Source organism: Dactylosporangium cerinum (genome assembly GCF_042653625.1).
Classification (GTDB): domain Bacteria; phylum Actinomycetota; class Actinomycetes; order Mycobacteriales; family Micromonosporaceae; genus Dactylosporangium; species Dactylosporangium cerinum.
In genome coordinates this window covers 22338-43710 of record NZ_JBHSIU010000021.1, presented here as the reverse complement: position 1 = coordinate 43710, position 21373 = coordinate 22338, and the positions used below count along the sequence as shown (strand labels likewise).

Genomic DNA, 21373 nt, shown 5'->3' with positions numbered 1-21373 from the left:
GTGCACCGGCTGACCATCTTCGTCCCAGCCGTGCACCGGCTGACCATGTTCGTCCCAGCCGTGCACCGGCGGACCGTCCTGGTTCCACCCCTGCACGGGTCGGGCGTCACGGTCCCAGCCGCCTGCGGCCTGGCCGTCGCGGTCCCACGCCTGCGTGGCCTGGTCCAGGTCGCGGCGCTGGCCGGCCTGCGTCGACTGATCGCGGTCCTCGCTGATCTCGCCGGAGTGATCCCAGTGCTGCCCCGCCTGCGCGGACCGGCTCGACTCGTCCCAGCCCGAACGGGTCGGCCAGGTGCCGCCGCCGGCCGCCTGGTCCCAGCCCTCGTGCTCGCCGGTCCGGCCGTGCCGGCCGTCGGTGCCGGTCCCGTGGTCGCGGAAGTGGGTCCCGCGGGTGGTGTCCGTGTCACCGTATCCAGGGTGGACGCCGGTGTCCCCGTCGTAGCCGTCCGACCGGTGGGCGTCGCCGCCGTCGTGGAACGCCGGCTGCGTGCCGACCTCGCCCGCACGGAACGCCGGGTGCACCCCGGTGTCCCCGTCACGGAACACAGGCTGCTGACCTGAGTCACCATCACGGAACGCCCGACCCGAGCCCGTGTCGCCGTCACGGAACGCCCGGCCAGAGCCCGTGTCACCCTCACGGAAGGCGCGGCCGGGAGCGGTCTCGGCGTCGGGGAACGCCGCGTGCGCGCCGGTGTCGCCGTCGCGGACGGCGCGGCCGGAGCCGGTGTCGCCCTCGCGGACGGCGCGGCGGCTCACGGAGTCCGCGGTGGGCTGGGCGGGTGGGACGTCGCCGGCTGGCGAGATCCCGTAATCGTTGCTCGGGGGTGCCTCCGCCGGACGGGTGCCACGGGGGCCGCCGTCGCGGGCCGGGACCGAGATCCGGATGACGCCGACCTTCTTGCGCTGCGCGGGCGGCTCGCTGGCCGCCTGCCGCGTCGCCGTGCGCGTGGCCCCCGCCCCGGTGCCACTGCCGGCGCCCTGCCGCACCCCGACGCCGCCACCGGCGCCGCCCGCAGCAGCCGAGTCACCAGAGCCGCCGGACGAGCCCGCGCCCCCGGACGAACGACCATCACCCGACGAGCCGGCGCCGCCGAAGGAGCCGTCGCCGCTGGACGAGCCTGAGGGCCCGCCGGACCCGGCGGCGCCCGCGAAGCCCGACCTGGCGACGCTGCCCACGCCCGCGCGGCCCGAGCCGGCGACCGAGATCCCGGTCCCGGCCGAGTCGCGGCCACCGGCGGCACGGGCCGCGGCGCCGGTCCCGGTGGAGGTGCCCGAGCCTCGGGCCATCTCCGCCCGGTCCAGTGCGGTCGTGGTCCGCCGGGTGGCGGAGGCCGGGTCGTTGTCATGGTCGGGGGAATCCACCCGGGTGGATGACGCCCGTTCGGATGAACCACGGACGGCGGAACGCGCATGGGCGCGGACCCGCTTCGAACCGCCGATGGCCATGTCGTTGACCTTGACCATGACCGCGACGACCGCTGGGAGGACGGGAACCGCCCACCAGCTGACCAACTCGGCGAGTGCAAGCAGCACGCCGGCCGCGATCATGCACTCAAACAGCATGAAACTGACGAATCCGCCGATGTGCAGGTGGCGAAGCCGCAGCGCACGCACATACAGCGGCGCCTGTGGGGCGAACCCGTTGCTCGTCGTCATCGTCCTATTCCTCCAGCGCGCGCCGCGACCACTGCGAACACAGCCCGCTCGAGCGCATAGCCGCGGTCGTCCGAGCCACCCTTGACGGCGGCATTGCACTCTGCCGCCACTCGCATGGCATCAACGAGCGCCTCGGCCGTCCAGCCACGGGCTTGGCGCTGCGCGCGTTCGACCTTCCACGGAGGCATTCCCAAATTTCCGGCGAGTTGATATGCGCTGCCCTTGCCCGCGGCGGCCACCCGGGCAACGGTCCGGACGCCGTCGGCGATGGCGTCGGCGATCGGCACGGGGTCCACTCCGACGTGCATCGCCCACCGCAGGGCCTCCAGCGCGGCGGCCGTGTCGCCGACCATGACGGCGTCGGCGACGGTGAACCCGGAGACCTCGGCCCGGCCGCGGTAATACTGCGCGACGGTGCCCACGTCGATCCGGCCGCCCGTGTCGGCGACGAGCTGCGAGCAGGCGGCGACCAGCTCACGCAGGTCGTTGCCGACCGCGCCGAGCAGGGCCTCGGCGGCGTCCTCGCCGATCTTGCCGCCCTGGCGGCGGATCTCGTTGCGCACGAAGTCGACCCGCTCGCGGTGCTTGCTGATCTTCGCGGCGGGCACGACGTCGGCGCCGGCGGCCTTGAGCCCGTCGGCGAGGGCCTTGCCCTTGGCGCCGCCGGCGTGGGTGACGACGAGCACGACGTCGTCCTCGGGGTCGGCGGCATAGGCGAGCAGCGCGGCGCTGATGTCCTTCTTCGCGTCCTGGCCGCTGTCGACGACCAGCACCCGCCGGCCGCCGAACAGCGAAGGGCTCAGCAGCTCCGCGAGCTCACCGGCGAGCAGCTCACCACCGGGGCGGCGGTGCACCTCGGTGTCGGGGTCGTCGGCGCGGGCGGCGGCGATGGTGTCGGTGACGGCGCGGGAGACGAGCAGCTCCTCGTCACCGATCACCAGACGGAGGCGGGGCAGACCAGAACCAGACACACGAGCCATCGTGTCACGACCCTCTGACAAAACTCTGCCAGGAACTCATCGTGCGGCCACCACCGCGAGGCGCCCGGCGGTGTCCCGGACGACGGCGACGTCGCCCTGCTCGTCGGTGCGCACGACCCGTGCGCCGCCGCGGGCGAGGCGGGCCAGCACGACCGGGCTGGGATGACCGTAGTCGTTGCCAGCACCGACGCTGACCAGGGCGATCCTCGGCGCGACCGCGTCCAGGAACGCCGGATCCTGGTAGGCGGAGCCGTGGTGGGCGACCTTGAGCACGTCGGCGCGCAGGGGCGCGGTGAGCAGGCTCTCCTGCTCCTCGGTCTCGGCGTCGCCGGTGAGCAGTAGCCGGACCCCGGCGACGGTGACCGCGACGACCAGCGAGTTGTTGTTGACGTCGGACCGGGTGCCGGTCACCGCCCTGGCCGGGCCGAGGACGGTCAACCCGACCGCGCCGACGGTCAGCGCCGTCCCGGCCGGCGCGTCGAGGGTGGCGATCCCCCGGTCGAGGACGGCCCTGCGGCCGCCGGCCGGCTCGGCGAACGGCGGTGCGAGCAGCCGGTCGACGCGCCGACGGCGCAGGACGCCGTCGAGGCCACCGATGTGATCGACGTGGAAGTGGCTGATGATCAGCAGCGGCACCCGCCGCACGCCGAGGTCCCGCAGGCAGCGGTCGACGGGGTCGGCCTGCGGCCCGGTGTCGACGACCACGGCGTCGTGCCCGCCGGCGGCCACGACGAGCGCGTCGCCCTGCCCGACGTCGCAGGCCACCACGATCCACCCAGGTGGCGGCCAGCCGCCGGTGAACAGCCGGACGGGGACGGCGCCGAGCACGCCGGCGACGGCGCCGACGAGGACGAACCGGCGCACGACCGGCCGCCGGAACGCGACGACCAGCACCGCGAGGAGCCCGCCGAGGAGCAGCCCGCCGAACGTGCCGCCCGGCCACGGCAGGACGCCGTCGGGGACGGCGGCGCCGTGGTGGGCGATCGTGACCAGCCATCGGGCCGGCCACGCCGCCACCCAGGCGGTGAACTCGGCGACGCCGGGCAGCAGCGGCGACAGCACCGCGGCGAGGATGCCCAGGACGGTGGCGGGGGCGACGGCCGGGCCGGCGAGCAGGTTGGCGGGCACGGTGGTGAGGCTGACGCCACCGGAGATGGCGGCGATCACCGGCGCGCAGGCGGCCTGCGCCGCGGCGGGCACGCAGACGGCCTCCGCCGCGAACGCCGGCCAGCCCCGCGCCTGCAGCGCCTCGGACCAGCGCGGCGCCAACAGGACCAGGCCGCCGGTGGCGAGCACGGAGAGCGCGAACCCGGCGTCGACCGCCAGCTCAGGGTCGGTGACGACGAGGACGAGCACCCCGGTGGCGAGCGAGGGCAGCACGGCCCGGGGGCGGCCGAGGGCGAGCGCGACGAGGGCGAGCCCACCCATGGCGGCGGCCCGCAGCACGCTCGGCGAAGGGCGGACCAGGATCACGAACCCGATGAGCGCCAGCACGCAGATGAGCGCGGCGACCTTCGGCGTGGCCCGGCACCAGCGGGCGAGCACCAGGACCAGCCCGATCACGATCGCCAGGTTCGCGCCGGAAACGGCGGTGAGGTGCGTGAGGCCGGTGGCGCGGAAGTCGTCGGCGAGCTGCTGGTCGAGCCGGCTGGTGTCGCCGACGACGAGGCCCGGCAGCAGCCCGCCCGCCTCGGCGGGCAGCGGCCGGCAGGCGCGCTGGAGGCCGGCCCGCAGCGTCCCGGCCGCCCGCTGCACCAGCGGCGCCGCGCTCACCCGGGCGGGTGCGTCGGTGACGGAGACGATCGCGGCGCGCAGGTCGCCGCCGTCGGGCGGGGACAGCCGGCCGGTCGTCTCGACCCGCTGCCCGGGCAGCAGGCCCAGCCATCCGCGGTCACTCGCGAGGATCAGCACCCGTGCGCCCAGCTCGACCCGGGTGCCGTCGGGTGTGTGCAGCCAGGTCAGCCGGGCCGGCACGATGATCGTCGGGGACCGCCCGGCCGTCGGGCGGCCCAGCCGCGGGTCGTCGGCGATCTGCAGGCCGAGGCGCACCGTCTTGTGCGCGGCGGCCAGACCGGCGAGGGGTTCGCTGTCCCGCTCACCGACCCGGGCGGCCGTCGCGACCGCGCCGCAGGCGACGCCGATCAGCGCCGCGACGACCACCCACCGGGTCGGTCGCAGGGCCCGCAGGGGAAGCCGGGCCCAGCCCGCGGCGAGGACGAGCGCGCCGAGGCCGACCGCCCAGCCGGCCCCGGCGGGGCAGAACAGGCACGCCAGCGCGGTCAGCCAGCAGCCGGTCGCGGCCCCGGCCAGGCGCAGGTCGGTGCTCACACCGTCACCTTGTCCTTGAGCTGCTGAAACTTGGCGTCACCGATGCCTTCGACCTGGCGCAGGTCGGTGACGGCGCGGAAGCCGCCGTGCCGGTCGCGGTATTCGACGATGCGCTGCGCGAGGACCTCGCCGATGCCCGGCAGCGTCTGGAGCTCCGTGACCGTGGCGGTGTTGAGGTTGACCGGTCCGCCGCCGACGCCACCGCCGGGGACGGCCGGTGCGCCACCCGGCGGCGCCGAGACACCGACCGAGATCATCTCGCCGTCGACGACCTTGCGGGCCAGGTTGAGGCCGGTCAGGTCGGCGCCGGGCAGCGCACCGCCGGCCGCCGTGATCGCGTCGGCGACCCGGGCGCCGGCCGGCAGCTCGACCAGGCCCGGCCGGTGGACCTTGCCGTTGACCGAGACGACGAGCCTGGCGGCGGCGCTGCTCGGCGCCGCGGCAGAGACGGCGGCGGCGGAGACCGCGGTGGTGGGCGGCGCCGAGCTGACCTGCGGCCTGGCCCGCCACGCGAGGAACGCCGCGACGCAGACCACGAGCGCGGCGACGACCGCCAGGACCCTGACACCCCGCCGCCCGGGATCGACCGCCGCCAGCCACGGCCGCTCACGACCCTCATGAGAGGAATCGGCGCCACCAGTGGAATCGGAACGAAACGACTCGTCCCACGGATACGAGTCAGGGGAAGGGGGCAGGCCGACCACCCTGGCCAGCCGCCCCGCCGGCTCGGTCTCACTGTCTGCAGCGCTGCGCCTCATGCCGGGTCACGCTAGGACCGGGCTGGAGGCACCCACCCACCCACAGACGCCAACCTGTGGACAACGGGGCGCTTGTGGAAAACCCCTACGTCCGGTGCACCACCACGGCCACCATCCCCGGCCCGACGTGGGCGCCGACGACCGCGCCGACCTCCGTCTGATACGCCCCCCGCAGCCGCTCCCCGAGCCGCTCCTTCAACGTCGTGAGCAGCGCGTCCGCGCGCTCCGGCGCCGCCAGGTGGTGCACGGCGACGTCCACCACCGACGAGCCCGCCGCCTCGTCGGCCATGTCGACCAGACGGGCAAGGGCCCGGCTCGCGGTGCGGACCTTCTCCCGCACGACGACACCCTGGTCGGTGGTGTGCAGGATCGGCTTCACCGACAGGGCGGTGCCGAGCAGCGCCGCGGCCGCGCCGATCCGCCCGCCGCGGCGCAGGAACTCGAGGGTGTCGACGTAGAAGAGCGTCGAGGTCCGGTCGACGGCGTCCAGCGCCGCCTGCCGCACCTGCGGGAGCGCGGCACCGGAGGCGGCGGCGGCCGCGCCGGCGAGCGCGGGAAAACCGAGCCCCATGCCGGTGGACTGGGTGTCGACGACGGAGACGGCACCGTCGAACTCCGCGGCGGCGAGGGTGGCCGCGTCGTACGTGCCGGACAGCTTCGCCGACAGGTGCACCGACAGGACGGCGGACGCGCCCGCGGCGAGCAGCCGCCGGTACACCTCGGTGAAGGCCTCAGGGGACGGCCTGGAGGTGGTGACGGCGACGCGGCGGGCGTTGAGGGCCTCCGCGACGGTGGCGGAGTCGACGTCGATGGTCTCGAGGCCGGGGACCCCGTTGACGACGACGGCGAGCGGCACGACGGTGAGCCGCCGGACCGGGTCGTTGGCCAGGTCGGCCGGCAGGCAGGCGGTCGAGTCGGTGACTACGGCGACGGCGGGGTGTGGGCCGGTCATGACGGCACCGTAGCCGATCAGCCGCTCCGGACCGATACCACCTGGAACGGGGTGCCCTGCTGACAGGTGCTCATCAGGCCGGGCTGCGGGGTGCCGACGACGGTGACCCGCTTGCCGACCTGCAGTGCGGCCCGGTCACCGCCGATGAGCAGATACAGCGTGCCGGGGGTCTGCAGCAGCAGGCAGCCGGCCTCGACCCCTTCGACGATCTCGCCGGAGATGCTCGTGCCGGAGATGCCCGGGCCGCTCGGCGCCGCCGCCGGCCGGGAAGGAGCGAGCGTCGCCTGCAACGACGGCGACGACGACGGCGCGACCGAAGGAGCGCCCGCCGACTCGTCGGAGGCCGCCGCACAGCCGCCGAGCGCCGAGGCGACGACGGCCAGGACCAGGAAGGAGCGAAGTGCCATGACCTTTTCGACGGTACCGCCAAACGCCCGGTTCCCGATGCTCATGGCAGGTTGTGCCCGGCCAGCTGCCAGCCGCGGGTCTCATCGAACCGCAGGTCGGTGGAGTGGCAGTTGAGCAGCGCGCCGAGGGTCGAGGCGAGCGACTGCGGCCAGCCGAGCAGTGCGCAGGTGGCGTGCCGGGCGGCGGCGCCGTGGGTCGCGACGACGATCGTCGCGCCGGGCGGTGCCGTGGACACGATCTCCTCCAGCGCGTCGGTCATGCGCTTGCTCAGCGCGTCGACCGCCTCGACGTCGGCGTCGTCGACCGGCTCGCCGTGCCGCCAGCGCTCGAACGCCTCGGGCCAGGTGGCGAGGATCTCGGGGTGCGTCAGACCCTCCCACTCGCCGAAGCTGCGCTCCCGCAGCCGCGGGTCATAGGTGACCGGGACGTCGACCAGCGCGGCGAGCGCGGCCATCGTGGCGCTGGCGCGGCGCAGGTCACTGGCGACGAGGACGTCCGGCTCCAGGGCGGCCAGCCGCGGCGCCGCGGCGGCGGCCTGCGCCAGCCCGGTCTCCGACAGCGGCGTGTCGATCTGTCCCTGCACCCGCCCACCGGCATTCCAGGCCGTCTGCCCGTGCCGCCAGAGCAACAGGCGCGTCACGCCGCCGCCTCCGCGAAGACGCGGCGCCGACCCGCGCCCGGCCCTCCGCTGCGCTCCGGACCCGTCACGCGGGCGCGGGCAGGTCGCGGTCGACGAACTCGATGACCGGGCAGTCCTTCCAGAGCCGGTCGAGCGAGTAGAACTCGCGCTCCTCGGTGTGGAAGACGTGCACGACGATGTCGACGTAGTCCAGGAGGACCCAGCGTCCACCCCGCTCGCCCTCGCGGCGCACCGGCTTGGCCTTCTCGGGCAGCTGCGACAGCCGCTCCTCGATGGCGTCGACAATCGACAGGACCTGCCGCTCGTTGGGCGCCGAGGAGACCAGGAACGCGTCGGTGATGACCAGTTGGTCGGCGACGTCCAGGATGACGATGTCTTCAGCCTTCTTGTCGGCGGCCGCCTGCGCAGCGGTGAGCGCCAGCTCGATGGCACGCTCAGTCGCGGGCACCGGGCTCCCTTCGTCGGTCTGCCCCGGCCTGCTGTGCCGGGCTGGTTCTAGCCTCTCACGCCCGTACGACAGTCTGCCTCTCAGATGTTGTCGACTTTTCGGTACAAACCCCGCTTAGCGATGTATTGCACCACTCCGTCGGGGACGAGGTACCAGACCGGCTTGCCGTCCTCGACCCGCCGCCGGCAGTCGGTGGAGGAGATCGCCATGGCCGGCACCTGCACCAGGCTGACGGAGTCCTCGGGCAGGTGGGAGGCGTCGAGCTCGAATCCCGGCCGGGTGACGCCGACGAAATGCGCGAGGTCGAAGAGGTCCTGGGCGTCCTTCCAGGACAGGATCTTGTTGAGCGCGTCGGCGCCGGTGATGAAGAACAGCTCCGCCGACGCCCCGTACATGTCGCGCAGGTCACGCAGCGTGTCGACCGTGTAGGTCGGGCCGTCGCGGTCGACGTCGACGCGGCTGACCATGAACCGTGGGTTCGACGCGGTCGCGATGACCGTCATCAGGTAGCGGTCCTCCGGTGAGCTGACCGCCGACCCGGTCTTCTGCCACGGGTCGCCGGTGGGCACGAACACCACCTGGTCGAGCCCGAACCGGTCGGCCACCTCGCTCGCGGCGACCAGGTGACCGTGGTGGATCGGGTCGAACGTCCCGCCCATGATGCCGACGCGCATCCTGGCATCGTAATGATCAGAACGTCCCTCGGACGGGTGCCTCCGCTGCCACCCCCTGAGGCCCTACGTGTAGCCTCAGGGTTCATGACGTTTGCGCACCCAAAGGGTGCCTTTGACAGCTCCCGCGCCGTATGGCGATCAGCGCCCGGTGAGAGCCACGGCAGCCGGGTCGAGGTGGCGTTCGTCGACGACCTGATCGGGCTGCGCAACGGCGCCGACCCGCACAGTCCGGTGCTCGTCTTCACCCAGGACGAGTGGGACGCCTTCGTCGCCGGCGCCAAGGACGGCGAATTCGACGTGTGAGCGGGGTGTGGCCGCCACCCGAGGGCGGCGACCACACCGCAAGCCCGACAACTCACGGATACAGCAACGACCGGATCGGCGGCATCCGCTCGAGCCGGGGTGCCAATGCGCGCAACCGCAGCGCGAGCGTGACCGCCTCCAGGGCGGCGGCGCCACCGCCGGCCGGCGGCACGGGTGAACGGTGCCGGTCGAGCCACGCCGACACGTCCGGCCAGTGGTAGACCGGCCGCCGTGGATGGTCCCTGACCGGCGCGGGAAGCCCGGCCCATCCGCGCACGACCTCCACCGGCCGCCCGATCCGCGCCGCGATCACCTCAAGGGTGACCAGGGGGTCGTCGTCGACGGCCCGGTCGATGCCGACGCCCGCCGCGTCCAGGTCACGCACCCCGGACACCACCGCGTCGACCAGCGTCGGCGCGACCCGGTCGAACGCCACCCAGGCCACCCCCTCGGCGGGCACCAGCTCCACGCTCAGATCGTCGGCCCGGTCGAACAACAGGTCGGCCCGCTCGTCGTCCAGCGGACCGGCGACGATCAGGCGGAATTGGCGCAGCATCGTCACCGCCCGCAGCCCACGTGCCGCTGCACGAACGCGTCGATCCGCCGCGCGACCAGCTGCGCCGCCGGCCCGGGCGGCACCTCGCCCGGCACGCCCAGCCAGCCCCGGCAGCCCGGGCAGCTCAGGCGTAGCCAGTGCCGGTCCCCCTCCACGTCGACGCCGGCCCCCACCATCTCGTCCATGCCATGCCCTCCCCGATCGGATCTCCAGGTCCAGCCAACACCTGGATCCGCCGTTTGGGAGGGGCCAGAGAGGGGGCCACTCACCGACCCGACATTGAGGACATTACGACCCTGAAGAGCGCCTAAGAACCCTGCTAAGGTGAATACGTGCTGCAACGACTGCTGAGCTGGCGCGCCCTCTAGGGGCGGCCACTTCCTACACGCAGACACATCCCCTTTCAGGCCGCCCGCTCCGGGCGGCCTTTTTGCGGAACCCGGGCGGGCAAAAAGCACGGAGGAATCCGAAATGTCCCGTCGCATCTCCGGTTTCAAGCCCACCGGCCCGCTCCAGCTCGGCAACTATGTCGGCGCGATCAGACCCGTCGTCCGCGGCCAGTTCGAGCAGCCCACCGTCGCGTTCATCGCCGACCTGCACGCCCTGACCGTGCAGCACGACCCGGCCCTCGTCCAGGCGCGCTCCCGCGAGGTGGCCGGCCTCCTGCTGGCCGCCGGCGTCGACCCCGGGACGACCGTGCTGTACCGGCAGTCGGACGTCGCCGCCCACCTGGAACTGCACTACCTGCTCGAATGCGTGGCGAGCTACGGCGAGGCGCACCGCATGATCCAGTTCAAGGAGAAGGGCGGCGGTGGTGGTTCGCGGCTGTCCCTGCTGACCTATCCGGTGCTGATGGCCGCCGACATCCTGCTGCACGACATCGAGGAGGTGCCGGTGGGCCATGACCAGCGCCAGCACGTCGAGCTGACCCGCGACCTCGCGGAGCGGTTCAACGAGCGCTACGGCCCGACGTTCACCGTGCCCCGCGCGGTCCACCCGGCCGTCGCCGCGCGGATCGCGGACCTGGCCGAGCCGACCCGCAAGATGGGCAAGACCAACGCGTCGACCGCCGGTGTGCTGTTCCTGCTCGACCCGCCGGACGTCCTGCGGCGCAAGGTGATGCGGGCGGTGACCGACGCCGGCACGGACGTGGTGCACGACCCCGACCGACGCCCTGGGGTGGCGAACCTCCTCGACATCCTGGGCGCGCTGACGGACCGGGACCCGCGCACCGTCGCCGGCGAGTTCACCCGATACGGGCAGCTCAAGCAGGCGGTAGCGGACGCCGTGATCGACACGCTCGAGCCGATCCGGCGCCGCTATCAGGCACTGACCGACGAGGACATCGAGTCGGTGCTGGCAGCCGGCGCCGAGCGGGCCGCCCAGCACGCGGACCAGACCGTGCGCCGGGCCAGGGCAGCACTGGGCCTGGGCGCCCAGAAGAGCACCCACAGGAGCGCCCAAGAGAGCGGCCAGCAAAGCGGCGGCCTCACAGGTGAACGGCGCGCTCCCGCAGGTAGCCCAGCGACGCCGGCGACGGCCGGTCGACCGCACTGAAGCGGGCCGGCCGGAAGTCGATCTCCTCGATCAGCAGGTCGGCCTCGACCATCAGGGCCCACGGCACGTAGAAGACCCGCTCCCCTGGCAGCGACACCCCGACGAAGTCGACGACCGGCAGCAGCGCCGGCGAGCCGACGGCCCAGATGGCGGCGGTGAACGTGGAGCCGTCCGGCCGGGCGGTCAGGGTGCAGTCCACGAGCCGGGGATCGGCGAGGGTCCGCCGCTGGTGCTCGGCCACGTCGGTGGCGAGCCGGCGGCGGGCCTTGGCCGCGGCGTGGAACGCTGGGTGACCCGGCTCCGGGTCGAAGGGCACGACGTGCCCGTCGTCGTCGGTGGTGTACGCCATCGGCGACAACGGCCTGGGGGTGCGCGCGTACTCGTCGGCGGCCAGGTCGAACAGCTGCTCCACCAGGCGCGGCTCGTCGGCGCAGACCAGCAGCATGAGGGTGCTCGGCAGGAACGCGACGGCCCGCCCGCCGACCTGCTCGTCGAGCTCGGCGAGCCAGCCCTCCAGCAGCACCCACGAGACCAGGTGCTCGCCGGAGTAGTCGGGCACGTGCAGCACCGACGGGCCGAAGAGCGCGGCGCTGGCCGGCAGCTCGGCGCGGGCGAGGGTGTGGTCGTGCGCGGCCGTGAAGATCTCCTCGACGCTGACGCCCCAGCGGCCCGGGCTGTCCAGGTCGACCGGGACGTCCTCGACCAGCACCACCTCGTCGAGGTGCGGCAGCGCCGGGCGGCGCAGAGTGCGGGTGCCGCGGGCGGCGTGCCGCAGCGCGAGGCGGAGCTTGGGCAGCGCCTCGGCGAACGTCTCCGGCTGGGCCGGCGGCGCCAGGCTGCTGGCGACGAAGTCGCGCACGAACCGCTTGCGGTCGCCGGGCCGGCGTTGGTACTGGCTGAATGCCTTGGCCAGGAACAGCCAGCTGTACGCGTCCTGGCCGCACTCACACACGATCGCGAACTGGGTCGGCCGGAACTCGGCGTCCCGGACCCCGAGTCTGCGCAACTCTGTCAGCACCTGGTCGGCGAAACGCTCACGAGGAGAACGTGCCGGTCGGGTCAGCCGTTCGAGGATGCCCACCGACCGAACATTAGCCTCACGCGAGCTCGGACGCGATGGCCTCCGTGGCAATAACGAGTTTTTCGTAGCACAGGCTGAGCGGACTGTGTACGTACGGCCCATAGGGTGGTATCGGTCGGTAACCGGCCGATTCGTACAAACGGATCGCTTCCGGCTGTCGGGAACCCGTCTCCAGCCGGATCAGCGGGTAGTGCGAACCGACCGCGAGGTCTTCGAGGGCGGCGAGGACCCGCCTGGCGATGCCGGTGCCGCGGTGCGCGGGGCGCACATACATCCGCTTGAGCTCCACGGTCTGGTCGTCGATCGGCTGGATCGCGCCGCAGCCGGCGCCGACCCCGTCGACCGTGGCGATCACGAAGCGGGCCGCCGGGTTGATCGGGAAGCGGCGCGCGTCGGGTCCGCTGTAGCGATGGGCCATCTCGTCGGCGGCGGCGGCGAGCAGCTCCACCACGGTGGGGTCGCCGGCGGCGCGGCGCGTCACCCGCACCTCGCGGTCGGCGTCGTCGAACCGCTTCTCGAAGCAGCGGCTGCCCTCGTATCGCACGTACGGCCCGAACCGCGGGATCGGCCGGTAGCCCGAGGCGAGGAACAGGGCGATGGCGTCGGATGAGGTCACGTCGGTCTCCAGCCGCAGCACGCGGTGCCCCCGCGAGGCGGCGAAGTCCTCCAGCGCGGCGAGCATCCGCCGGGCCAGACCCCGGCCGCGGTACGCCGGGCGTACATAGAGCCGGGTGACCTCGGCGGCGTCCATGTCGATGGCCAGCAGGGCACCGCAGGCGACCGCGTCACCACCCATGACCGCGACGAGATACCTCGCCGCCGGGTCGACCGCGTAGACATGGCCGTCGCGGCCACCGTCCCGCGCCCGCAGTTCGACCTGCTGATCGACCACAAGCGCGATCACTTCCGAGTCGTCCGATGGACGTTGCTCGATCAACATGGATCGACGGTACGCAACCCGGATTTCCCGGATGTTTCACCTGACCAGCGAATTTCGTTGCGCGCCGGGTTAAAAGTCCTCCGCGTCGTCGTCGTCCGCGGGTGAAAGTTCCAGCGTCTCGTACGGCTGGCGGCGGGCCCCGCGCATGGCCTTGCGCTCCGAGGCCCGGACGCGCTTGTTGGGCTCCTCGATGCGGTGGTCAGTGCCCCGGTTACCGGGCACGTAGTCGTCCGCGGTGTAGGTGTTGGGCTGCCAATCGAATTCACGGGCGCCAATACGAACCGGCGATCCGGACACCGCGCCGGCCTTCTTGAGCGCTTCCTCGACGCCGAGCCGGGCGAGCCGGTCGGCAAGATAGCCGACGGCCTCGTCGTTGTCGAAGTTGGTCTGCCGCACCCACCGCTCGGGCGCGCCGCCACTGACCACGAAGACGCCTTCGGCGTCCTGCTCGATCCTGAAGCCGCTGTCGTCGACGGCGACCGGGCGGATGACGATGCGGGTGCGCTCCGGCGGCGGCGCCAGCTTGCGCTGCTGCAGCACCAGCTCGGACATGGCGAAGATCAGCTCGCGCAGCCCCTCGTGGGTGGCCGCGCTCACCGCGTAGACCGCATAGCCGCGCTCCTCCAGCTCGGCACGCATGATGTCGGCGAGGTCACGGCCGTCGGGCACGTCGATCTTGTTGAGCGCGACGATGCGCGGCCGGTCCTCGAGGCCGCCGTACGCGGACAGCTCGGCCTCGATCGCGTCGATGTCGGACACGGGGTCGCGCTCGGTCTCCAGCGCGGCGGTGTCGACCACGTGGACCAGCACCGCGGTGCGCTCGATGTGGCGCAGGAACTGCATGCCCAGGCCCTTGCCGGTGGCCGCGCCCGGGATGAGTCCGGGCACGTCGGCGACGGTGAAGGTGTTGTCGCCGGCCTGCACGACGCCGAGGTTGGGCACCAGGGTGGTGAACGGGTAGTCGGCGATCTTCGGCCGGGCCGCCGAGATGACCGAGATCAGCGACGACTTGCCGGCCGACGGGAAGCCGACCAGGCCCACGTCGGCGACGCTCTTGAGCTCCAGGACGACGTCGATCTCTTCGCCGGGCTCGCCGAGCTCCGCGAAGCCGGGCGCCTTGCGGCGGGTGTTGGCGAGGGCCGCGTTGCCGCGCCCGCCCCGGCCGCCGCGGGCCAGTTCGAACTCCGTGCCCTCGCCGATCAGGTCGGCGATGACCTCCCCGTCCATGCTGTGCACCACGGTGCCGTCCGGCACCCGCAGGGTCAGCGTGCTGCCGTTGGCGCCGTCGCGGTCGTTGCCCGCGCCGCCGGCGCCGTTGCCACCCTTCTGGTGCGGGTGGAAGTGGAAGTCCAGCAGCGTGTGCACGCCCGGGTCGACGACGAGCTTGACGCTGCCGCCGTGGCCGCCGTCACCGCCGTCGGGCCCGCCGAACGGCTTGAACTTCTCACGGTGGATGGACACGCAGCCATGGCCACCGTCGCCGGCCCTCACGTGCAGCACGGCCCGGTCAACGAACGTGGTCACGACCCGATCCCCTCACTACGAACACGAACCCACAAACACACGAACGGCGGGCAGGGAGCGTATATGCCCCCGGCCCGCCGTCCGGAAAGAAACTTCAGCCTGCGGCTGGGGTGATGCTGACCGTCTTGCGGCCACGCTTGGTGCCGAAGAGCACGTGGCCCGCGGCGAGCGCGAACAGCGTGTCGTCGCCACCGCGACCCACCAGGTCACCCGGGTGGAACTTGGTGCCGCGCTGCCGGATGATGATCTCGCCGGCGTTGACCAGCTGGCCGCCGAACCGCTTCACGCCGAGCCGCTGGGCAGCGGAGTCGCGCCCGTTCCGCGAGCTGGACGCACCTTTTTTATGTGCCATCGCGCTGCCCCTACTTCCCGGTGGAGATGCCGGTGACCTTCACCTGGGTCAGCGGCTGGCGATGACCCTGGCGCTTGTGGTAGCCGGTCTTGTTCTTGAACTTGTGGATCCGGATCTTCGGACCCTTGGTGTGCGCGACAACCTCAGCGGTCACCGCGGCACTGGCAAGCTTCGCCGCGTCGGTGATGAGATCTTCGCCGTCGACAAGCAGCAGAGCGACAAGCGACAGGGAGTCGCCAGGCTGGCCCGCGAGCTTCTCGACCTCGATCACATCGCCCTCGGCGACCTTGTACTGCTTGCCGCCGGTCTTGACGATCGCGTACATCGGACGCGGACTCCTGTCGTAGCTACTGGCGGTTGGTCATCTGCGTCGCTGCTGTGAAGAGCACACAAAGACCCGACGCACGAAGGTGCGCCTTTAAGAGGGTACGCCATCGGTGGCGCACCCCCCAAATCAGGGGCGGGTCCGCCTGCGCAGACCACCCCGGCGGGTCCGGCGGCGGGCGCCGTTGCCGGCCGACTCGTCCTCGTCCTCATCGACGTTGTCGGGGTCGTCCTCGGAGGCGATCGGGGTGAACTCCGACTCCTCCTCGACGTCCTCCACGGTGTGCGGCACGTCCACGGTGTCGGTCTCGACCTCGGAGGTGGTCTCCTCCTCGACGACTGCCGCGCCACCCCGGCGGCCCCGCCGCCGGCTGCTGCGCGCGGGCTGCACGTCGGACTCGTCCACGCCGCTGGTGACGGTCGCCGCGGCCTTCGCGGGCGCGCTGTGCCCGTTGCTGCCGGCGTTGCTGCCGCCCCCGCCGCCACCGCGCTTCTCCGGGATCGGCTCGGTGTGGATGATCAGGCCGCGGCCCTTGCACACCTCACAGGTCTCGCTGAACGCCTCCAGAAGGCCCTGACCGACCCGCTTGCGGGTCATCTGGACCAGGCCCAGCGAGGTGATCTCGGTGACCTGGTGCTTGGTCCGGTCCCGGCCCAGGCATTCGGTCAGCCGGCGCAGCACCAGGTCACGGTTGGACTCCAGGACCATGTCGATGAAGTCGATGACGATGATGCCGCCCAGGTCACGCAGCCGCAGCTGGTGGACGATCTCCTCGGCCGCCTCGAGGTTGTTGCGGGTGACCGTCTCCTCGAGGTTGCCGCCGGCACCGGTGTACTTGCCGGTGTTGACGTCGATGACGGTCATCGCCTCGGTGCGGTCGATGACGAGGCTGCCGCCGGAGGGCAGGAACACCCGCCGGTCGAGGGCCTTGATCAGCTGCTCGTCGATGCGCAGGTCGGCGAAGACGTCGTTGACGCCGGTGTAGCGGCGCACCCGGTCGACCAGGTCCGGCGACACGTGCGACAGGTAGGGCTCGACCGACTCGTAGGCGTCGTTGCCCTGGATGACCAGCTCGTGGAAGTCCTCGTTGAACAGGTCCCGGACGACCCGCACGACCAGCTCGGGCTCCTCGTAGAGCAGGGCCGGCGCGCTGCTGCTGCCGGACTTCTCCTGGATCGCCTCCCACTGCGCCTGCAGCCGCTTCACGTCGCGGGCCAGGTCGTCCTCGCTGGCGCCCTCGGCCGCGGTGCGCACGATGACCCCGGCGCCGTCGGGCACCAGGTTCTTCAGCACGTCGCGGAGGCGCTTGCGCTCGATGTCGGAGAGCTTGCGGCTGATGCCGGACGCGTTGCCGTGCGGCACGTAGACGAGGTGCCGGCCGGACAGCGCGATGTGGCTGGTCAGCCGGGCGCCCTTGGTGCCGATCGGGTCCTTGGTCACCTGCACCAGCACCGAGTCGCCCGACTTGAGGGCCTGCTCGATGGAGCGGGTGCGGCCCTCCAGGCCGGTCGCGTCCCAGTTGACCTCGCCGGCATAGAGCACCGCGTTGCGGCCCCGGCCGATGTCGACGAACGCCGCCTCCATGCTGGGCAGCACGTTCTGCACCCGGCCGAGGTAGACGTTGCCCACCATCGAGCTGGACGAGGCCCGGGTGACGTAGTGCTCGACGAGCACCTTGTCCTCCAGGACCGCGATCTGGGTGCGGTCGTTCTTCTGGCGGATCACCATCGTGCGGTCGACCGCCTCGCGGCGGGCCAGGAACTCCGACTCCGACAGGATCGGCGGGCGGGTGCGGCGCTGCTCGCGACCGTCCCGGCGGCGCTGGCGCTTGGCCTCCAGGCGGGTCGAGCCGGAGATGCCCTGGACCTCGTCGCGGTCGCGCTCACGGGCGGCCGGGCGGGGCTCACGGATCTTCACGACCACGTGCGGGTCGTCGGCGGGCTCGGTGTCGGCCGAGCCCTTGCGCCGGCGGCGGCGCCGGCGGCGGGTCAGGCCCTCGCCGTCCTCGTCGCCGTCGTCGCCGGCCTCGGCGTCCTCGTCGGCCGCGGCCTCCTCGCCCTCGGCCTCGGACTCGCCGTCACCCTCGCCGTCGATGTCGTCGACGTCCTCGCCAAGCGTGCCCCGGCCACGGCCCCGGCCTCGGCGGCCGCGCCGCCGGCGGCGGCGGGTGCCGGGCTCGAACTCGTCGTCGTCCTCGTCCTCCTCGGCCTCGGCGTCGACCTCATCGGTCTCCACCGGCGCCTCGGCGTGCGCCGAGACGGCGGGGGCCTCCTCGGCGGAGCGCCGGCCCCGGCGCCGGCGGCTGCGGCCGACGGGCTCCTCGGCGACGTCCTCACCCAGGTCGTCGTAGTCATCCGCGGCGTCGACGGCCGGCGCGGGTGCGGCGAACGGGTCGATGCCCGACGCGGCACCGGAGACCACGGTCGCCGGGCGGACCGGCTCGATCTCCTCGCTCGGCGGCATGAACAGGACCTGGATCGGCGCGGCCCGGCGACCCCGGCGGGCCGGGGGCTCCTCGACGACCTCGACGACCTCTTCGACGGCCTCGACCTCTTCGTCGACGACGGCGTCGGGCTCAGGTTCGGGTTCGGGTTCGGCGGCTGCGACCGGCAGCGGCTCGGGCTCCTCCACCGGCGCGGCCTTCACGGCCCGGCGGCGGGTCCTGGTGGCCTTGACCGGCGCGACAGCGGGCTCCTCGGTGTCCAGTGGCAGCGCCTGCTGCCCGGACTCTCCCAATTCGCCCGTTTCGTCGCTTGCTGTCGCCTTCACCGCCCTGCGGCGGGTCCGGCGAACGGGTGCCGGCTCGGCATCCGCCTCGGCCGCGGCGGGCGCCGCGTCGTCCGCGGCCGCCGGCTCCGGCTCTACCGGCGCGGCGGTCGCCTTGGTGGCCCGGCGCCGCGTACGGCGGACGGGAGTGGTCTCTTCGGTGGTTGCGGCGTCTGCCACCGGCTCATCGCCGGTAGCCTCGCCGCTTGCCGACTCGTTGTCGAACATGCGGACGTTCTCCAGTTCTGGCGCTCCCGGGCGCGTACAAACGCAGCCACACGGGGGCACCTATATGTTGTGCCGGCGGAGGTATCCGCTCGCACGGACGATCCGCCGAAAGTCTGCCAACCTCGCCGACTACACCAGTGACGAAGCCCCGACGACAGCCGCCGGCCGATCCGCAGCGAGCGGATCGACGAACTCCCCCTGCGCGGTCAGCACTCCCTGAGCCAGTCGGGTCGCACGAGGCGGGACCGGAGGCTCCAGGTCGGCTACTACACGCAGACCGGACAGCACATCATCGGGTCGAACGGTCGGGGTTCCCTGCCGCACGACAAGGTCGAGTATCGCACACGGTGCCTCGGTGACCCCGGAAGGTACGTCACCGGGGCCCGAAGAGGCCTCCAGCAGCTCCAGCCTGACGACGGCGGCACGGGTGTCGAAGACCCGCTTGCCCTGCTTGGTGAGCCGCTCCACCAGCACCTCGCCGGCGTCCAGGAAGGCCCGGACGGCCGCCTCCGCCGATTCCGGGGTGATGCCGGGCAGCTCGATGTGCCAGGCCGACGCGTCGATCCGGTCGGCCAGGCTGCCGCCGCCGTTGAGCGGCGACTGGACGGCCTCGATCACGTCGAGGCCGGGTGACAGCGCCGCGTCGAGGGCGGCCCGCAGGTCGTCCGGGTCCACGACGGCCCGCAGGCCGATCTCCAGGTACTCCGCCTCGCTGGCGACACCGGTCGGCGCCGCCGAGGCGTAGGAGACCTTGGGGTGCGGGGTGAAGCCCTGCGAGTAGGCGATCGGCACGTTGGCGCGCAGCAGCGCCCGCTCGAACGCCCGGGCGAAGTCGCGGTGCGAGGTGAAGCGCATCGGGCCCCGCTTGGCATACCGCAGCCGGATCCGCTGCACGACGGGGTCCTGCCCACCCTCGGGCTGTCGCTTAGCCATGGCCGGGCACCCGCAGTCCTGTGCCGACCGGGGTCAGCGGGAGCAGCTTCTTGCCCGTCGGCCCGATCTGGATCTCGGTGTCCTGGCTCGGGCACACGCCGCAGTCGAAGCACGGCGTCCACCGGCAGTCGTCCTGCTCGAACCCGGTGACCGAGTCCTGCCAGTCCTGCCAGAGCCAGTCCTTGTCCAGGCCGGAGTCGAGGTGGTCCCACGGCAGGACCTCGTTCTGGTCGCGCTCGCGGACGGTGAACCAGTCCAGGTCCACGCCGTAGCCCGGCAGCACCGCCGCGGCGGCGTCGACCCAGCGCTGGTAGGAGAAGTGCTCGGACCAGCCGTCGAAGCGGCCGCCCTGCTCCCAGACCCGCCGGATGACCGCGCCGACCCGCCGGTCACCCCGGCTGAGCAGGCCCTCGATCAGCGAGGGCTGGCCGTCGTGATAGCGGTAGCCGATCGCCTTGCCGAGGTTACGGTCGCTGTTGATCGCGTTCTTCAGCGCCCGGAGGCGGTGGTCGATGACCTCCGGGGTCTCCATCTTCGCCCACTGGAACGGCGTGTGCGGCTTCGGGACGAACCCGCCGATCGACACCGTGCAGCGGATGTCGCGCGAGCCGGTGGCCTCGCGGCCGGCCCGGATGACCTCGTGCGCCAGCTTGGCGATCTGCAGCACGTCATCGTCGGTCTCGGTCGGCAGCCCGCACATGAAGTACAGCTTCACCGCCCGCCAGCCGTTGCTGTACGCCGTGACGACCGTGCGGATCAGGTCCTCCTCGGTGACCATCTTGTTGATCACCTTGCGGATCCGCTCCGAGCCGCCCTCCGGCGCGAACGTCAGGCCCGTGCGCCGCCCGTTGCGGGACAGCTCCTGGGCGAGCGTCACGTTGAACGCGTCGACCCGGGTCGACGGCAGCGACAGGGAGACGTTGGTCCCCTCGTACTGCTGGGCGAGCCCGGAGCACATGTCCCCGATCTCGGAGTGGTCCGCGGAGGACAGCGAGAGCAGGCCGACCTCGTGGAAGCCGGAGAACTCGAGCCCTTCCTTGACCATCTGCCCGACCGTGGTGATCGAGCGCTCCCGCACCGGGCGGGTGATCATCCCGGCCTGGCAGAAGCGGCAGCCGCGCGTGCAGCCACGGAAGATCTCCACGGCGTAGCGCTCGTGCACCGTCTCGGCGAGGGGCACCAGCGGGCGCTTCGGATACGGCCACGCGTCCAGGTCCATCGTGGTGCGCTTGTGCACCCGGAACGGCACGTCCGCACGGTTCGGCACGACCCGCTGGATGCGCCCGTCGGGCAGATAGTCGACGTCGTAGAAGCGCGGCACGTAGACCGACTCGGTCCGCGCCAGGCGCAGCAGCAGCTCGTCGCGGCCGCCGGGTGAACCCTCGGCCTTCCACTCGCGCACGATCGCGGTGATCTCGAGCACCGCCTCCTCGCCGTCGCCGAGGACGGCGGCGTCGATGAAGTCGGCGATCGGCTCGGGGTTGAACGCGGCGTGCCCGCCGGCCACGACGATCGGGTGCCGGTCGTCCCGGTCGCGGGACTCCAGCGGGATGCCGGCCAGGTCGAGCATCGTGAGCATGTTGGTGTAGCCGAGCTCGGTGGCGAAGGAGATGCCGAACAGGTCGAAGGCGCTCACCGGGCGGTGCGCCTCCACGGTGAACTGCGACACACCCTCGGCGCGCATCAGCGCCTCCAGGTCGGGCCACACCGCGTAGGTGCGCTCGGCGAGCACGTCGGGCTGCTCGTTGAGCACCTCGTAGAGGATCTGGACGCCCTGGTTGGGCAGCCCGACCTCGTAGGCGTCGGGGTAGGACAGGGCCCACCGCACGGTGACGGAGTCCCAGTCCTTGACGACCGCACCGAGCTCACCGCCCACGTATTGGATCGGCTTGCTGATCCGGGGCAGCAGACGCTCGAGTTGCGGGAAGACGCTTGTGACGCTCACGAGCTACCAGGGTACGCGC

At 72.5% G+C, this 21373-nt stretch carries 20 protein-coding genes and 1 pseudogene; 2 read left to right on the top strand and 19 right to left on the bottom strand.

Going from position 1 to position 21373, the window contains the following annotated elements; genetic code table 11:
* Positions 1–1443 precede the first annotated feature (1443 nt).
* The 9 genes and pseudogenes from ACFPIJ_RS21470 to nadD form a co-directional block, all read right to left on the bottom strand.
* Positions 1444–1656, bottom strand: a pseudogene (locus ACFPIJ_RS21470) (hypothetical protein); the annotation flags it as partial.
* A complete protein-coding gene (holA, locus tag ACFPIJ_RS21465) occupies positions 1653–2636 on the bottom strand; it encodes a DNA polymerase III subunit delta (protein ID WP_380116952.1) in 984 nt (327 codons plus the stop codon). The gene holA and the pseudogene ACFPIJ_RS21470, both read right to left, overlap by 4 nt.
* Positions 2637–2672: 36 nt before the next feature.
* Positions 2673–4964, bottom strand: coding sequence for a ComEC/Rec2 family competence protein (locus tag ACFPIJ_RS21460; protein WP_380116951.1), 2292 nt, complete (start codon positions 4962–4964; stop codon positions 2673–2675).
* Positions 4961–5722 (bottom strand): ComEA family DNA-binding protein, encoded by a 762-nt coding sequence (locus ACFPIJ_RS21455; protein ID WP_380116950.1) that lies wholly within the window; start codon positions 5720–5722, stop codon positions 4961–4963. The genes ACFPIJ_RS21460 and ACFPIJ_RS21455 overlap by 4 nt, the downstream gene beginning before the upstream one ends.
* 85 nt (positions 5723–5807) lie before the next feature.
* Positions 5808–6674 carry a DegV family protein gene (locus ACFPIJ_RS21450; RefSeq protein WP_380116949.1) on the bottom strand — a complete coding sequence of 289 codons (867 nt, stop codon included), beginning with the start codon at positions 6672–6674 and terminating at the stop codon, positions 5808–5810.
* A gap of 17 nt (positions 6675–6691) precedes the next feature.
* Positions 6692–7081, bottom strand: coding sequence for a hypothetical protein (locus ACFPIJ_RS21445; RefSeq protein ID WP_380116948.1), 390 nt, complete (start codon positions 7079–7081; stop codon positions 6692–6694).
* A gap of 41 nt (positions 7082–7122) precedes the next feature.
* On the bottom strand, positions 7123–7722 hold the full coding sequence (locus tag ACFPIJ_RS21440; RefSeq protein WP_380116947.1) for a histidine phosphatase family protein: 600 nt from the start codon (positions 7720–7722) through the stop codon (positions 7123–7125).
* Positions 7723–7786: 64 nt separating this feature from the next.
* Positions 7787–8170: a ribosome silencing factor gene (rsfS, locus tag ACFPIJ_RS21435; protein ID WP_203853344.1), complete on the bottom strand. Its 384-nt coding sequence runs from the start codon at positions 8168–8170 to the stop codon at positions 7787–7789.
* Between the two features lie 80 nt (positions 8171–8250).
* Positions 8251–8844, bottom strand: coding sequence for a nicotinate-nucleotide adenylyltransferase (gene nadD / locus ACFPIJ_RS21430; RefSeq protein ID WP_203853345.1), 594 nt, complete (start codon positions 8842–8844; stop codon positions 8251–8253).
* Positions 8845–8928: 84 nt separating this feature from the next.
* Here nadD and ACFPIJ_RS21425 point away from each other — a divergent pair, with 84 nt between their 5' ends.
* Complete coding sequence (locus ACFPIJ_RS21425) at positions 8929–9147, top strand: DUF397 domain-containing protein (RefSeq protein ID WP_203853346.1); 219 nt, start codon at positions 8929–8931, stop codon at positions 9145–9147.
* 52 nt (positions 9148–9199) lie between these two features.
* On the opposite strand, the gene ACFPIJ_RS21420 is transcribed toward ACFPIJ_RS21425, so the two are convergent.
* Together ACFPIJ_RS21420 and ACFPIJ_RS21415 are read right to left on the bottom strand one after the other, a co-directional pair.
* On the bottom strand, positions 9200–9709 hold the full coding sequence (locus ACFPIJ_RS21420; protein WP_380116946.1) for a hypothetical protein: 510 nt from the start codon (positions 9707–9709) through the stop codon (positions 9200–9202).
* A complete protein-coding gene (locus ACFPIJ_RS21415) occupies positions 9706–9888 on the bottom strand; it encodes a hypothetical protein (RefSeq protein WP_380116945.1) in 183 nt (60 codons plus the stop codon). Before ACFPIJ_RS21415 ends, ACFPIJ_RS21420 begins: the two co-directional genes overlap by 4 nt.
* A 286-nt stretch (positions 9889–10174) precedes the next feature.
* Between ACFPIJ_RS21415 and trpS the strand changes: the two genes are divergently transcribed.
* Positions 10175–11260 (top strand): tryptophan--tRNA ligase, encoded by a 1086-nt coding sequence (gene trpS / locus ACFPIJ_RS21410; RefSeq protein WP_380116944.1) that lies wholly within the window; start codon positions 10175–10177, stop codon positions 11258–11260.
* Here trpS and ACFPIJ_RS21405 read toward each other — a convergent pair.
* The 8 genes from ACFPIJ_RS21405 to ACFPIJ_RS21370 all read right to left on the bottom strand — a co-directional run bounded on the left by ACFPIJ_RS21405 (position 11193) and on the right by ACFPIJ_RS21370 (position 21354).
* Complete coding sequence (locus ACFPIJ_RS21405) at positions 11193–12341, bottom strand: hypothetical protein (RefSeq protein WP_380116943.1); 1149 nt, start codon at positions 12339–12341, stop codon at positions 11193–11195. The genes trpS and ACFPIJ_RS21405 overlap by 68 nt on opposite strands.
* A 16-nt stretch (positions 12342–12357) precedes the next feature.
* On the bottom strand, positions 12358–13281 hold the full coding sequence (locus ACFPIJ_RS21400; RefSeq protein ID WP_380116942.1) for a GNAT family N-acetyltransferase: 924 nt from the start codon (positions 13279–13281) through the stop codon (positions 12358–12360).
* 69 nt (positions 13282–13350) lie between these two features.
* Positions 13351–14805 (bottom strand): GTPase ObgE, encoded by a 1455-nt coding sequence (obgE, locus tag ACFPIJ_RS21395; RefSeq protein ID WP_380116941.1) that lies wholly within the window; start codon positions 14803–14805, stop codon positions 13351–13353.
* 94 nt (positions 14806–14899) lie between these two features.
* A complete protein-coding gene (gene rpmA / locus ACFPIJ_RS21390; RefSeq protein WP_033365480.1) occupies positions 14900–15157 on the bottom strand; it encodes a 50S ribosomal protein L27 in 258 nt (85 codons plus the stop codon).
* A gap of 10 nt (positions 15158–15167) precedes the next feature.
* Positions 15168–15482 (bottom strand): 50S ribosomal protein L21, encoded by a 315-nt coding sequence (rplU, locus tag ACFPIJ_RS21385; protein WP_203853353.1) that lies wholly within the window; start codon positions 15480–15482, stop codon positions 15168–15170.
* Positions 15483–15611: 129 nt separating this feature from the next.
* Positions 15612–18476 carry an Rne/Rng family ribonuclease gene (locus tag ACFPIJ_RS21380; RefSeq protein ID WP_380116940.1) on the bottom strand — a complete coding sequence of 955 codons (2865 nt, stop codon included), beginning with the start codon at positions 18474–18476 and terminating at the stop codon, positions 15612–15614.
* Between the two features lie 129 nt (positions 18477–18605).
* On the bottom strand, positions 18606–19409 hold the full coding sequence (locus ACFPIJ_RS21375) for a TIGR03936 family radical SAM-associated protein (RefSeq protein WP_380116939.1): 804 nt from the start codon (positions 19407–19409) through the stop codon (positions 18606–18608).
* On the bottom strand, positions 19402–21354 hold the full coding sequence (locus ACFPIJ_RS21370; RefSeq protein ID WP_380116938.1) for a TIGR03960 family B12-binding radical SAM protein: 1953 nt from the start codon (positions 21352–21354) through the stop codon (positions 19402–19404). The genes ACFPIJ_RS21375 and ACFPIJ_RS21370 overlap by 8 nt, the downstream gene beginning before the upstream one ends.
* Positions 21355–21373: the final 19 nt, after the last annotated feature.